Genomic DNA, 13,301 nt, shown 5'->3' on the forward strand with positions numbered 1-13,301 from the left:
ACGGTAGCAATCATTTTATCTTGTCCTCTTATCTACCAAGTGATCTTGTGAGAATTAGCACCTTGAGTGGACATAAGTCAAAACAGGTTGCCGGGTATCATCGGGATCTTCCCTCCACCAGCTCTTCATAAGAGTAAAATCAATATTCAGTTTATAATGTTGATAAATATACTAAGGATTATGACAGCGTCCATCTATTCTGTCAATTAGCAAAAATCATTTTATCAGAATCTATTGACAACTGAATTCTTTCCTCGTAATATTTAAACCAATTACTCTGATTGGGAAAATGAAGATAACTCCTAATAATTGAATATGTAACTCTTATCGAGAGCTGGCTGAGGGAATTGGCCCTATGAAGCCCGGCAACCGACCTACTCATTCTCATGTGTGAGAATGAAAACCTTTAAGGTTTTAAGGCACGGTGCTACATCCAACAGACTCAAGTGAGTCTGAAAGATAAGAGGTTGAATCCTAGTGTTCAAGCCTCTTTCTTTCATGAAAGAGGCTTTTTAGATTTTATTTTATAAAGATGGAGGAATTCCTGTGACAACCTTTACTGAACGATATTTCACAATGACAGAGACCGAAGCGATTGAATATGCCAAAACGTTGTCGATATTTCCTGAAGGCTCTGCTATCACATGCGAGGAAATTGGCGACGGAAACTTAAATTATGTCTTCCGATTAGTTGATCCACAAACCTCACAATCCATTATTATTAAGCAAGCTGGCCCTGTTGCCAGAATTTCTGACGAGTTTAAGGTATCCCCTGATCGTAATCGAATTGAACATGATATTTTAAAAATACAAGGAGAATTAGTTCCTGAATTTGTTCCAGAGGTCTATCATTATGACCCTATTATGAATTGTACTGTTATGGAGGATCTCTCAAATTACACCATTCTCAGAAAAGCATTCTTACATAAACAAACGTTTCCGTTGCTAAGTGATCATCTTTCCACATTTCTTGTTCAAACGTTACTTCTAACGTCTGATCTTGTGCTTAATCATAAGGATAAGAAAGAACAGGTAAAAGCGTTCATTAATCCTGAGCTTTGTGAGATCACAGAAGATTTAGTGTATACAGAACCATTTTACGACTGCCATCGAAATGAAGTGTTTAGCGAGACGCTTCCTTATGTCCAAGAAGAGTTTTGGGGGGACGAACAATTAGCGCTAGAAACCGCTAAGCTTAAGTTTCAATTTCTAACAAAGGCACAGTCTCTCATCCATGGAGATTTCCACACTGGATCAATCTTTGTAACGGAACATCAAACAAAAGTGATTGATGCCGAATTTGCGTTTTACGGACCAGCAGGTTATGACATCGGTAATATCATCGCTAATTTAATCTTTGCTTATGTCAATGGTGAAGAAACGATTGAAGATCCGATCGAACGTGAATCGTATACGTCGTATTTACTTACCACGATACGAGAACTTGTTGACCAGTTTAAAGAGAAATTCACATATGCATTTTATGATCAAGTCACAGAACGGGTCGCTGAATATCCCGGGTTCTTAGAATACTATTTGGAGGAATTACTCACCGACACAGCAGCTGTTGTAGGTCTTGAGCTTTCACGCAGAGTCATTGGGCTTGCACCCGTAGAAGATCTGACAAGTATAACGGATCCAACGAAACGAGCATCTGCTGAGATTGCTTGCTTAAAGGCAGCAAAAGTGTTTATTTTAAACAGACAGGATTTCTTTCATGGAGAAGATTTCACTCGCGTCATTAGCGAATATGTGTAAGGAGAGAGAATAATGAAGCAACTTGTTGATGTCATTCAATCCGTTTATCTGTCTGAGGATGAAGGGTCATTGGTGATTTTAGATCAAACCCTCCTCCCAGGTCAAAAGGTATATGCGGAACTAAAAAATCCTCAGGACGTTTGGGATGCTATTGTTCAGCTTAAGGTGCGGGGTGCACCTGCCATTGGGATTGCCGCAGCTTATGGGGTGTATCTAGCGGTGAAACACAGTTCTACTAAAACACTGGATGAGGTAAGACGTACGTTCTCTGATAATAAAATGTATCTTGGCTCCTCCCGTCCCACTGCCGTGAATTTGTTTTGGGCCCTGGACCGGATGGAAGCTCGATTTGAACAATTAGTTAGTCATTCAGATGGAATGCAGTCGATCACTTCTGGTTTACTGGAAGAAGCAAAAGCAATTCAACTTGAGGATGAGGAAGTATGTGAAGCCATTGGTGAATATGCCCTTACACTTCTTGAACCTGGGTACGGGATCTTAACCCATTGTAATGCCGGAACAATCGCAACAGCTAAGTACGGGACAGCACTTGCTCCGATCTATCTCGGTCAGCAAAAAGGCTATGAATTTAAAGTATTTGCCGATGAAACACGTCCCCTGCTTCAAGGCGCTCGGTTAACCGCTTGGGAGCTGTCAGAAGCAAATATTGATGTGACGCTCATCTGTGATAACATGGCCTCCATCGTCATGAGTGAGGGCAAGATTCAAGCGGTTCTTGTTGGCTGCGACCGAGTTGCTGCAAACGGAGATACAGCTAACAAAATTGGGACATCTGGTGTTGCTATCCTTGCAAAACATTACGGCATCCCTTTTTATGTGTGTGCACCTACGTCAACGATTGATTTTGAATGCCAAACGGGTCAAAACATTGTCATAGAGGAACGCTCGGCTGAAGAAATTACGTCAAAGTGGTATACTGAACCTATGGCACCTGCTAATGTGAAAACGTACAATCCTGCTTTTGATGTGACCGATCATTCTTTAATTACAGCAATCGTAACGGAGAAAGGGATTTTCAAGGCAGATCAACTACATGAATTACACGAACAATAAGGGTGAGCCAGTCTCACCTTTTTTATTTTTGATTAGAAATGAGGAACGTTCCAAATGAAAAAACATGTCATTATCGGTGCAGGCATCCTTGGTGCATCCACTGCCTATCACCTTGCACGGCTTGGGGAAAATGTGACGATCATAGACCGTGAGGAACCGGGGCAAGCCACTCAGGCCGCCGCCGGAATTATTTGCCCATGGATCTCTCAGAGACGAAATAAAGCCTGGTACTCATTAGTAAAAGCAGGAGCCGCCTACTACCCTCACTTGATTCATACACTAGAACAAGATGGTGAAACGAATACTGGATATGCAAAGGTCGGAGCGATTAGTTTACATTCTGAACCCAAAAAGCTTGATGATCTCATCAGACGAGCTGAAAAACGAAAGATTGATGCACCGGAAATGGGTAACATTACTCGACTAACAGCCAATGAGGTTCAAGCTCTATTCCCACCTTTAATAGATGGTATTGAAGGTGTTCATGTTAGTGGAGCTGCACGCGTAGATGGTGGTGCGCTAAAAGATGCATTAGTGCGAGCTGCTATCGGGCACGGGGCAACGTATATTTCTGGAGATGCTACCTTAAGAAAACGCGATAACGATCAAGTCACCGTCCAAGTGAATAACATGGCTTATGACCCTGACACACTGATTGTGACGGCCGGCGCTTGGGCAGATGAATTGTTAGCTCCACTTGGAATCAACTTTGAGGTCAAGGCTCAAAAAGCGCAAATCCTTCACCTTGAAACGCAATCTAAAGGGACAGGTGATTGGCCCGTTGTGATGCCACAAGGAGATCAATACCTTTTAGCTTTTCCAAATGGACGAGTGGTTGCAGGTGCCACACATGAAGACGATGTTGGCTTTGATCAACGCGTGACAGCCGCTGGTGCCTCAGAATTACTAACAAAAGCTCTTCACAATGCACCTGGATTAGCAGATGCAACCGTCCAAACCATTAAAGTAGGATTTAGACCGTTTACTCCGAATTTCCTTCCAGTTATCGGGAGAGTTCCAGGTCTACCATCTATACTTGTCGCAAACGGTTTAGGAGCATCTGGTTTAACAATGGGACCATATATTGGAGCAGAGTTGGCTAAATTAGCTTTAGATGAGGAAACTACAATTGATTTGGAAAGCTATGATTTAGAGAATGCTCTATCCATAAAATAAAGTGTAAATCGTTTGGGTTTCCAAGCGATTTATTTTTTTGTAACCTCCCTCTCCATACTTTAAAAATATAATATTAGAACCTATTCAGAACGACAGATTTTCTGACGATAGATGGAGTATGGAGGGATTTACATTTGAAAAAGAAAACAAGATTGTTACAGCGCATCTCAGTTAAACTTACTCTGTTTATTGTAGCTTCTTTAATTGTTTCTACAGCACTAACAGCAGGAATGGGTTATTTATTTGCCAAAGAGCAATTAACGAGTTCTGGCAAATTAGACATTCAACATTCTGTTGATGCCGCCCTGTTATTACTAGAATCGTTACAGTTAGATGTGGAAGCGGGTACATTAACACTTGATGAAGCACAGGAACGTGCACGAGTCCTAATCTCCGGTCCGAAAACAGATTCCGGCTATGATATCAGCCAAGCGAACGTTTCGTACAAGGTTGATGGCTACATGGTCGCTTATTTAGAAGATTATACAGTGCAGCTTCATCCTACTTCTACAATTGGAGACATACCGAGCGATACCACCGTTCAAGAAATGCTTGTTGCTTCAGCGACGAAAGAAGCAGCAGAAAACCGTTATACAGAATATGAGCGTACACAGGAAAACGGAGAATTAATAGATAAAATTGCCTATATGACTTACTTTGAGCCATGGGATTGGCACATTGGCATGACAGCGACTACAAGTGAATTTTATGAAGAGGTAGATGCATTTGGCATCTTCATGATTTCGGTAATCAGTATAATATCCGTGGTCGTTATTATCCTAACGTACTTTGTGATTCGCAAAAAAGTCCGTACATTAGGACAAGTTGCTACTGTGGCAAATCAAATTTCCGAGGGCAACCTTCGAGTGAATGAATTGCCAACCGGACCTGACGAAATTGGACAATTAGGACATGCATTTAATTCAATGTCTAAGCAACTACGAAATTTAATTTCTAGCTTACAGGAAAAAGGATCAAATGTACTTGATCAAGCAACGGACCTTTCTGCTATTTCTGAAGAAACATCAGCTAGCAGTGAAGAAATTGTACGAGCCATTGATGAAATTCGCTCAGGTACTCAAGAACAAGCGACACACTTAGAGCAAACAACAAATCAAACAAGCGATTTAAATCAATCTGTTCTTGCTATGAATGAGCAAAAAGATTCGATGAACCATGCTACCCAGCGTTCAAGTCAAGCAGTAGCAAAAGGGAAAGAAATCATTTCAACATTAGAAAGATCAAATCAAGCCTCTTTAGATGCTTCGGATCGTATCAGTGTTGGAATTACGAATCTCTATTTAAAAATACAAGATATTTCAAGTATTACATCCGTTATTACTAGCATTGCAGAGCAAACCAACCTCCTAGCTTTAAATGCAAGTATTGAAGCTGCTCGTGCCGGAGAACAAGGTCGTGGATTTGCCGTTGTTGCAAGTGAAGTAAGAAAACTCGCAGAGCAAGCAAATATTCGCACAAATGAGATTACACAAATGATCGAAAGTATTGAGAAAGAAACAGAGAAAACCGTATTATTAATGGGTGAAACAGGCACGTATTCAACAGAGCTGAGTAAGGCTGTTAAACAGACTTCCAATGAATTTATAGAAATTGATACAGCTATATCTACTATCGCTACGACGATAAAACAACTAGAATCTGAATTAACCCATGTTACAACTTCTACCGATACGATTCAAGAAGCTATTGAACATGCCTCAAGTGTATCAGAGGAAACCGCCGCTTCTGTTGAAGAGATGTCAGCATCCTTAGAAGAACAAGGAAATGCCATTCAAAATGTAGCAAAAACGGCTGAAAGTCTAACTGGATTAAACCAACAACTACAAGAGGACTTATCTTATTATCGTGATGATGAATAAACAGTAATACATCTGTGTCGAGGGTACTCTCTCTCGTTTGAAGAAACACAAAGGCCAATGGTTCTGTCACAGAACCATTGGCCTTTAAATGTTCAGTTACATCTCAATTCATCTTACTCATAGTTAAGTAGTCTTTTAACTTTCGCATATCATCTTCTATGGCAGCTTTTAGCTTTTGATTGTAGAAGATGGATGCTGGGTGGAAGGTTGGAAAGATGGTGTAGGTTTTATCAGTTGGGATGTATCGATTGCTGTGCAACGAATCTAGCTTCAGAATCTTTGCTTGAAAAGGGGTTCCATGAACGTCCGTTAAACGCTCCTTCATTCCGGTCACTCTTCTAAACGCAACTCCTCCTAATGTGACAATTATCTTAGGATCTACTTCCTCTATTTGAGCGTCTAGTAAGGGCGCATGAGCCAAGATTTCTGCTTGATTCGGCGTACGATTTCCACGCTGGTCGATTGGTTTTTCATACCCCGGCTTTGACTTTTGATAAGGGCGGCTGCGTATCACACTTGTAATATAAACGTCTTCTCTTGTTAAATCTAACCAGGTAAAGTAGTCATCCATCACTTGTCCCGCTTTTCCAATAAACGGTCTATTCTCGATGACTTCTTGTCGTCCCGGGGCTTCCCCTACAAGCATGATCTCTGCATCTTCTTTGCCTGCTCCCATTAAGAACCCGGTACAAGCATAGGGCTGCATCCGTTCTTTACAGATTTGGATTAATTCGTTTGTTACTTTTCTCTCTTTAGTCAATTCTTCTCCCCCTCCTAAAAAACAAATACCACCTAGCATAGGTGGCACATGGTTCTATCTGAATGGTTCGTATATCTTCCTTATATCTTACAATGATCTTGTTGTTCTCGAAGCCTGGCTCGTTCAATGATTAAAATAATTTGAGTGATGGAGCGTTTGCGTAATCGCTCATCATCTGATTGGATCACACTTTTTTGTAAGCGCTTAACATTAGCAGTTTCAGCATCATTTAAAAAATCCAGGTGTCCCACCTGTAAGCTCCTCCCTGCTTTTAACTTCCATTTATTCTATTCTAGTATAACCGATTGCGAGACTAAAAAAAAGAAAGGAAAGCAATTTGTCTAATTAAAACAAAAGAACTTTCCTTCCTAGTATAGCCTTCCAACATCCAATATAAACCTATTGCTGTTCGCGAGTATAGACTGTTTGTCCATTAATTAACGTTTGTTCTACTTTAGTCATAAGCTGAAACGGCGAATCGCTCCAAATAACCACATCCGCATCGAGTCCCTCTTTTAGTGAACCAACTTGATCTGCAAGTCCAATGTGGACTGCCGCTTGACTAGTAATCGCCTTCAATGCCGTTTCTTCTGATAATCCATGATTTACAGCCGTTTTAACTGTAGTTAACAGATGATCAATCGTTACAACAGGATGATCCGTAGTCATTGCAAACGGAATGTTACGTTTCTCGAACAGAACCATTGTATCCCATGCTTTGTTCGCAAGCTCTTGTTTTGATTTTGCAGACATTGTTGGACCCACAGCAATCGGGACAGGGTTGTTTGCTAGATGATCCACAATTAAATGGCCCTCTGTACAATGCTCAATCGTGACATTAATGTTAAACTCATTCTTAATGCGTAGTACAGTTGCAATATCATCCGCACGGTGCGCGTGAACTCTAAGTGGAATCTCTTTGCGAATGACCTTTGCAAGCTGCTCCAGGCCAAGATCGCGGGATGTAGCTGTACCCTTTTCAAGCGACTTTTGATAATCCTCTGCTCGCATTAATTCTTTCCGTAATAGACCCGCTACGCCCATACGTGTAACGGCAGACTTTCCTTTTGAACCATGAACTTTCTTTGGATTTTCACCTAATGCGGCTTTCATACCGGAAGGACTCTTAATAATCATCTCATCCACAACATGTCCAATTGTTTTAACAGCTACGATCTCACCACCAATGACGTTTGCGCTCCCGGGTAAAATCTGTACAGTTGTTACACCATTCTTCCTTGCTTCTACAAATCCTTTATCCTGTGGACTGATGCCATCAAGTGAGCGGACGTATGGTGTTGATGCATCTGAAGTTTCATTAAAATCATGTCCTTCAATACCCAGACCTTCAGGATGCACGCCTAAATGGGTATGCACATCAATCAAACCCGGTGTTACATATTTCCCTGATAAATCAATGATTTCCGCTTCAGAAGGTATCTTTACGTCACGACCTATTGCCTTGATCTTTTCTCCTTCGATGATAAGCTGTGCTTTTTCTATGGTTTCAAATCCTGTCCATACCGTTGCGTTAATGTAAGCTTTCATTTTGACACACCTTTCGATTCATCTTTCTTCTATTCTTTACTTCGTGTTACGAAGGATAAGGTTAATTTTAGACTGACTCTCTTCTGAAAGTCAGTCTAATAGATTTACTTTTGATCCATATATCTTTGTAATTCGTTCATCACTTTCTCAGCGCCTTCAGGACTAAGAATAATGTGTCCATCTGCTAGAGAAATGTTGTCATCTGAGCTTTCTCCAGTGACCATGCACGCACGGTACGGCTGATATTTCTCAAGAATGATTTGCTCTCCATCAACTAAGATCGCTAGAGGCGTCTTGATTTCAATTTCAAGCATATTTCTTAATTCTTTTGGTATAACGATTCTTCCAAGTTGGTCTAGTTTACGAACAATACCTGTTGACTTCATGTTAAATCACGACTCCTTCTATTCAATCTTACTCCGCATTCTTTGTTGCTACAATTGAGGGACGATTCCAGAAAAACGGAAGTGACTGACAACTCATTGTATGCCCTTTTATTTTATATCACATCAAAGTCTTTTAACAGAGAAATTGGTAAAATACTCTTTTAACACTCGAATGGTAATAGGTATATTCCATTTTTTTCTTATTCATAAAGTGAATTTCTAATATGTACCGTGGAATTGTAAAGTGATCAGACTTTTGACATAGCGTGATATACATACGCTCATCACAACAAAAAAAGCTCTATCACCTAAGTGAGAGAGCTTTTTTCATTAAGATGCAGGATATACACTAACTTGCTTACGATCACGACCAACACGTTCGAATTTCACAACGCCGTCCACTTTCGCAAAAAGAGTGTCATCTCCACCTTTTCCAACATTCGTTCCAGGATAGATACGAGTACCACGCTGGCGAACAAGGATGCTTCCGCCTGTTACAGACTGACCATCTGCACGCTTTGTACCAAGACGTTTAGACTGAGAGTCACGACCGTTCTTTGTACTACCTACCCCTTTTTTGGATGCGAAAAATTGTAGATTCATTTTCAACATGAAAATTCACCTCCTGTCTGTTATGGATATGAATGCTTCATATTCTTCTTCCATTGATTTAAGTGATAAGACCATTCCTTCAAGAAGAAGCTGCACATCTCTATGCTGTGCTTCTGTTAAAGAGTCTGGCACTGTACAACTTAAATACCCTCCATCGTCTTCCATCTGAACAATAAGCTCTGTTTGGCATAATACCTGAACAGCGTTTACTGCGCCAATGGACACGGCAGAAGCTCCAGCACAGACCAAATCATGACCATAAGGACCTGATTCAGCATGTCCCGACATTGAAAAAGATGCAATGCGACCTGTTGTAAGTCGATTTATACGAACTTTAATCATATCAAACCTTACACATTAATAGCGTCGATCACTACTTTAGTGTATGGCTGACGATGACCTTGCTTACGACGGTAGTTTTTCTTAGCTTTCATTTTGTAAACGATGATTTTTTTGTCACGGCCGTGTTTTTCAACTTTACCAGTAACAGTAGCACCTTCTACTAATGGAGCTCCAACTTTTGTTTCATCTCCACTAACGAAAAGAACTTTATCAAACGTTACCACTTCGTCAACATCAGCAAAAAGCTTTTCGATGTAGATCGTGTCTCCAGCTTGAACCTTTAACTGTTTTCCACCTGTTTCAATAATTGCGTACATATCTGCACCTCCTTATATACTCAGACTCGCCATTTCAGGTAAAAAGACAACGTCTTTTTTTAAAAACCTGTTCCGCGCGGTTGTAGTTCTTTGGGTGCAACCAAATCACTAACATGTTTCATCATATCACAATCAAAAATATGAAGTCAATAAAATTCCGCACGTCTTTACTGGTTTAATACGTGCTTATAAGACGCTGTGCTTCCGCTTTTTCGCCTACATATTGAATCGCATACGAATGAGTGTGTGAATGAGTTGGATGAACGGTAAACAGCTCAAACCCTAGGGTTTGCTCTAGGCGAGTTTTATGTTCGCCTCCTTCTCCAAACAGAATAGGCCGAACGTGCCTTGGTAATTCAATGACTACGGCTTCTGCCTGATCACGATACTCCCAAAGCTCTCTTTCAATTTTAAAGGCCAATGATTCCGTTGAAAGAAGATAGCCTGTCCCTCTGCACACCGAACACTCTGTTTGTAGACTTTTTTGCAGACTTTCCTTTACTTTCTTTCGAGTAACTTCCATCAGACCAAGCTTGGTTAAGCCTCGTACACTTGTTTGAGTCCGATCTTTTCTGAGGGTCGTTTCAAGAGCCTTTGTAAGCTTTGCTTTATGTGCTTCGTTTCTAAGATCAATAAAATCTATAAGGATGATTCCTCCGAGATCACGGAGACGCATTTGCCTACAAATCTCATCTACCGCTTCTATATTCACCTTTAATACAGTGTCCTCAAGCTTTGTTTTCCCAGTGAATTTACCTGTATTCACGTCGATCACAGTCATTGCTTCCGTTTGATCAAACACTAAAAAGGCTCCGCTTTTTAACCAAATTTGACGTCTCGTAGCAAGGTCCAGCTGCCGATCAATTCCAAATGCTGAAAAGATATTTTTCTGGTCACGATATAATGTTGTCTCAACAGAGAGCTGCATAAATGCAAGAAACTGATCAATCCGTTTTTTACCGGCTAGATCATCTACAACTATTTCAGTTATACCACTCGATGCATAATCCTTTATTGTTTGATCAATAAAGCCCGGTGCAGGTAAAATCAGTGCAGGTACTCGTTTCGACTTAGCATCCTGCACTGCCTGCTGCCATTCTTCTCGCAATCCATTTAATTCAGCAAGAAGCGTTGATTCGGTTTGAGCTTCGGCAGCCGTACGTAGAATTAAGCCCTCTGGGTGGCTAATCCACTGCTCAGCCTTTAAACGCCATTGCTCTCTACTTTCTGATGTCTTAAATTTCTTAGACACTGCAATATACTCACTATGAGGCAAATACACCAAGTGGTGACCTGGCACTGTCACGACATTAGTTACCCGACACCCTTTCGTTCCGATCTCTTCTTTTGTGACCTGTACAATGAGTTCTTCTCCTTGGTGAACATAGTGAGAAATGCTTTTATGCTTCTTTGTCTCACTGTCCTCCTGACTACAGTAAAATGATAAGAGATCATCCCGATATAGAAACGCATTTTTCTCACGACCAATATTTACAAAAGCTGCTTGCATACCGGGAAGAACCTTCTCCACTCTTGCTTTATAAATCGCACCCACAATTCGCTGTTGATGCGGCTGCTCGATCATTAAATTAACAACCTGTTCATTTTCAATTACAGCAGCTCTTTTTTCACGTGTCGCTGCATTAATGACTAGCTTACCCACTAAGAAGACACTCCCTCTAATTCCCTATCTAGACCTATTGTACCTTAACTTGAATGGAATTTATACGTGGAGGGATTGTTGTGAGTGTGCGTAATGGTTCTGTCAGCTTACGGTTAAATAACGCCTGTAAAACGAGTGACTCTGACACCTGCTGCTTTTCTTCTTCCAATCTGAATTCATGGCGATAGCCTCGTCTTAGTAGTCGTACAGCTTCTCGAACAGGAAGATCTGATGAAACGAAAAGAACAAGAGATTTGTCCTTTTTATTTGGCAGGTGGTTCCGCTCTGTTAAAAACCGCATAAAGCGATAGTGCCTTTGCTTCCACTCAAGATAGTTGTTAATGACTAAGAACATCAAGACAAGAATCATATTTAAATGAAATGGAAGAACAAGTGTGCATAGTGCGACAATTACCAGAACAGACACCGAGCTTATCATGGAAGCAAGGTGCGCTTTTTTATAAGGCCAACGCTCCATAAACCATAACTGAACTAGCTTCCCCCCATCCAAAGGAAGGATTGGAAGAAGATTAAAACTAAGAATGACCAAGTTGTGCCACACAAATAATCCATGCCAATAAGGGGACCAGGTCTCTGTCTGAACAAGTAGAAAAGAGAGGCCAATCATCCAAAGATGTTGAACCGGGCCAGACAGGACAACGATCAATTCCTCTTTAATTGGCTTGTTCCCACTTTCTTCGACTTCTAGAACTCCTCCAAACGGAAGGAGTTCAATCTTACGCAGCTTCCATTTATAATGAATTGCAGCTCCCGCATGTCCTAATTCGTGAATAAATACAATCAAAAATAGCAAGATCGCTTCGCGAAAATATCCGGTAAGCAATCCGATGGCAAGGACAATCCAAAAAAAAGGATTAATTCGAACAATTGAAAGTAGGTTCCAAACGTTAATCAAACGAAATCACTTCATTTGGGTTAATATATTCTTCGCCTTTTTTAAGTGCGAAATAATAGATCCCTTTATCTCCTTCACTGTTTGACACTGTACCTAACTGGCTCCCCGCTTGAATATGATCATATATGTTCACCGTAATTTCATTTAGCATGCCATAGGTTGATTCGGTTCCATCATAGTGCTGAAGAATAACTGTTTTACCAGTGTCTTCTTTATCCGTGACATCTGTTACATACCCTCCTGTTGCTGCGCGAACATCAATCCCCTCACCCGTTTCAATCATTACCCCACGTCCGTTCTGATCAAAGTTTTCACGAACAGTTCCAGATGCAGGTACCGCATAAGGTGTGACCTTAACTGGTGGTTCTTTCACTTGAGTAGGTTCTTGTTCAGTAGACGGTAGCAGTGTGATAGGTCGTCCAAAATTTGATTCATACCAATTGCTAATAGCAGCAAATTGAAACTCCTGCTCAAATGTGTGAGTAACCGCCTTTTTGATTGGACTTAAGCTGGCTTGTTCATTCTGATAAATTATGAGTAACCCTACAAACACTAACGTGCAAAAAAACGTGCGTAAAAGAAATGTACTTGATGAAAACACTGTTTTTGGTGGTGGTTGTTCGTTTTCTGCTCTAACAGGCAAGCTTTCTTTTACTTTTGTTTCAGTTGGTCGTATTCTTGTAAAAGAAGTTGGTCCCTTTTGATTGTTCCGATTTGCTTTGCGTTTTGCTTCCATCCGTTTACGAATGTGCTGTAGCTCTTTAGACACTATGCCACGCTCCTTATCCTTGCAAATATGCTTGTTCTCTACTTTATGATTGTGGATGCAGGAGTATGTCCATTCGCTCTAGATGAAGACGGTTGATTAA

At 40.8% G+C, this 13,301-nt stretch carries 14 protein-coding genes, 2 riboswitches and 1 other annotated feature; of the genes, 4 read left to right on the plus strand and 10 right to left on the minus strand.

The annotated features are described in order from the left end of the window. Positions 1–25 precede the first annotated feature (25 nt). Positions 26–134: riboswitch (SAM riboswitch) on the minus strand. 187 nt (positions 135–321) lie between these two features. Beyond that, positions 322–466: riboswitch (SAM riboswitch) on the plus strand. An 80-nt stretch (positions 467–546) separates the two neighbouring features. The 4 genes from mtnK to ACQKKO_RS15395 all read left to right on the plus strand — a co-directional run bounded on the left by mtnK (position 547) and on the right by ACQKKO_RS15395 (position 5,888). After that, positions 547–1,758, plus strand: a complete 1,212-nt coding sequence (mtnK, locus tag ACQKKO_RS15380; RefSeq protein ID WP_498648707.1) for an S-methyl-5-thioribose kinase — start codon at positions 547–549, stop codon at positions 1,756–1,758. Between the two features lie 12 nt (positions 1,759–1,770). Beyond that, positions 1,771–2,832 carry an S-methyl-5-thioribose-1-phosphate isomerase gene (mtnA, locus tag ACQKKO_RS15385; RefSeq protein ID WP_498648709.1) on the plus strand — a complete coding sequence of 354 codons (1,062 nt, stop codon included), beginning with the start codon at positions 1,771–1,773 and terminating at the stop codon, positions 2,830–2,832. Positions 2,833–2,886: 54 nt separating this feature from the next. Further along, positions 2,887–4,008, plus strand: a complete 1,122-nt coding sequence (locus ACQKKO_RS15390; RefSeq protein ID WP_498648710.1) for an NAD(P)/FAD-dependent oxidoreductase — start codon at positions 2,887–2,889, stop codon at positions 4,006–4,008. A 134-nt stretch (positions 4,009–4,142) separates the two neighbouring features. Then, the gene (locus ACQKKO_RS15395; RefSeq protein WP_498648711.1) at positions 4,143–5,888 is read left to right on the plus strand and encodes a methyl-accepting chemotaxis protein; all 1,746 of its coding nucleotides are present in this window, start codon (positions 4,143–4,145) and stop codon (positions 5,886–5,888) included. 103 nt (positions 5,889–5,991) lie between these two features. On the opposite strand, the gene ACQKKO_RS15400 is transcribed toward ACQKKO_RS15395, so the two are convergent. From ACQKKO_RS15400 to ACQKKO_RS15445, 10 genes are all read right to left on the minus strand, one after another. Further along, entirely contained in the window at positions 5,992–6,648 is a 657-nt protein-coding gene (locus ACQKKO_RS15400) for a uracil-DNA glycosylase (RefSeq protein ID WP_498648712.1), read from the minus strand. Between the two features lie 80 nt (positions 6,649–6,728). Then, a complete protein-coding gene (locus ACQKKO_RS15405; protein ID WP_498648713.1) occupies positions 6,729–6,899 on the minus strand; it encodes a hypothetical protein in 171 nt (56 codons plus the stop codon). Between the two features lie 148 nt (positions 6,900–7,047). Beyond that, complete coding sequence (locus ACQKKO_RS15410; RefSeq protein WP_498648714.1) at positions 7,048–8,196, minus strand: amidohydrolase; 1,149 nt, start codon at positions 8,194–8,196, stop codon at positions 7,048–7,050. Between the two features lie 104 nt (positions 8,197–8,300). Then, a complete protein-coding gene (locus ACQKKO_RS15415; protein ID WP_498648715.1) occupies positions 8,301–8,582 on the minus strand; it encodes an AbrB/MazE/SpoVT family DNA-binding domain-containing protein in 282 nt (93 codons plus the stop codon). Positions 8,583–8,912: 330 nt separating this feature from the next. Next, the gene (gene rpmA, locus ACQKKO_RS15420; RefSeq protein ID WP_498648717.1) at positions 8,913–9,194 is read right to left on the minus strand and encodes a 50S ribosomal protein L27; all 282 of its coding nucleotides are present in this window, start codon (positions 9,192–9,194) and stop codon (positions 8,913–8,915) included. 6 nt (positions 9,195–9,200) lie between these two features. After that, a complete protein-coding gene (locus ACQKKO_RS15425; protein WP_479822140.1) occupies positions 9,201–9,536 on the minus strand; it encodes a ribosomal-processing cysteine protease Prp in 336 nt (111 codons plus the stop codon). A gap of 8 nt (positions 9,537–9,544) precedes the next feature. Then, positions 9,545–9,853, minus strand: a complete 309-nt coding sequence (gene rplU, locus ACQKKO_RS15430; RefSeq protein WP_143849098.1) for a 50S ribosomal protein L21 — start codon at positions 9,851–9,853, stop codon at positions 9,545–9,547. A gap of 12 nt (positions 9,854–9,865) precedes the next feature. After that, positions 9,866–9,945 (minus strand) — a sequence feature (ribosomal protein L21 leader region). An 83-nt stretch (positions 9,946–10,028) separates the two neighbouring features. Next, positions 10,029–11,516, minus strand: a complete 1,488-nt coding sequence (locus ACQKKO_RS15435) for an Rne/Rng family ribonuclease (protein ID WP_498648720.1) — start codon at positions 11,514–11,516, stop codon at positions 10,029–10,031. Positions 11,517–11,550: 34 nt separating this feature from the next. Further along, on the minus strand, positions 11,551–12,432 hold the full coding sequence (locus tag ACQKKO_RS15440; protein ID WP_498648722.1) for a M50 family metallopeptidase: 882 nt from the start codon (positions 12,430–12,432) through the stop codon (positions 11,551–11,553). Continuing rightward, positions 12,425–13,201 (minus strand): peptidoglycan DD-metalloendopeptidase family protein, encoded by a 777-nt coding sequence (locus ACQKKO_RS15445; RefSeq protein ID WP_498648725.1) that lies wholly within the window; start codon positions 13,199–13,201, stop codon positions 12,425–12,427. The genes ACQKKO_RS15440 and ACQKKO_RS15445 overlap by 8 nt, the downstream gene beginning before the upstream one ends. Positions 13,202–13,301 lie beyond the last annotated feature (100 nt).

It is taken from the genome of Alkalihalobacillus sp. NPDC127517 (genome assembly GCF_050276055.1).
Lineage (GTDB): Bacteria > Bacillota > Bacilli > Bacillales > Bacillaceae_D > Alkalicoccobacillus.

What these genes read in the sequence shown, in the direction of transcription:
- ACQKKO_RS15410 (WP_498648714.1), bottom strand. Translation starts at nt 8,196, where the DNA reads ATGAAAGCTTACATTAACGCAACGGTATGGACAGGATTTGAAACCATA.
- ACQKKO_RS15425 (WP_479822140.1), bottom strand. Translation starts at nt 9,536, where the DNA reads ATGATTAAAGTTCGTATAAATCGACTTACAACAGGTCGCATTGCATCT.
- ACQKKO_RS15390 (WP_498648710.1), top strand. Translation starts at nt 2,887, where the DNA reads ATGAAAAAACATGTCATTATCGGTGCAGGCATCCTTGGTGCATCCACT.
- rplU (WP_143849098.1), bottom strand. Translation starts at nt 9,853, where the DNA reads ATGTACGCAATTATTGAAACAGGTGGAAAACAGTTAAAGGTTCAAGCT.
- mtnA (WP_498648709.1), top strand. Translation starts at nt 1,771, where the DNA reads ATGAAGCAACTTGTTGATGTCATTCAATCCGTTTATCTGTCTGAGGAT.
- ACQKKO_RS15415 (WP_498648715.1), bottom strand. Translation starts at nt 8,582, where the DNA reads ATGAAGTCAACAGGTATTGTTCGTAAACTAGACCAACTTGGAAGAATC.
- rpmA (WP_498648717.1), bottom strand. Translation starts at nt 9,194, where the DNA reads ATGTTGAAAATGAATCTACAATTTTTCGCATCCAAAAAAGGGGTAGGT.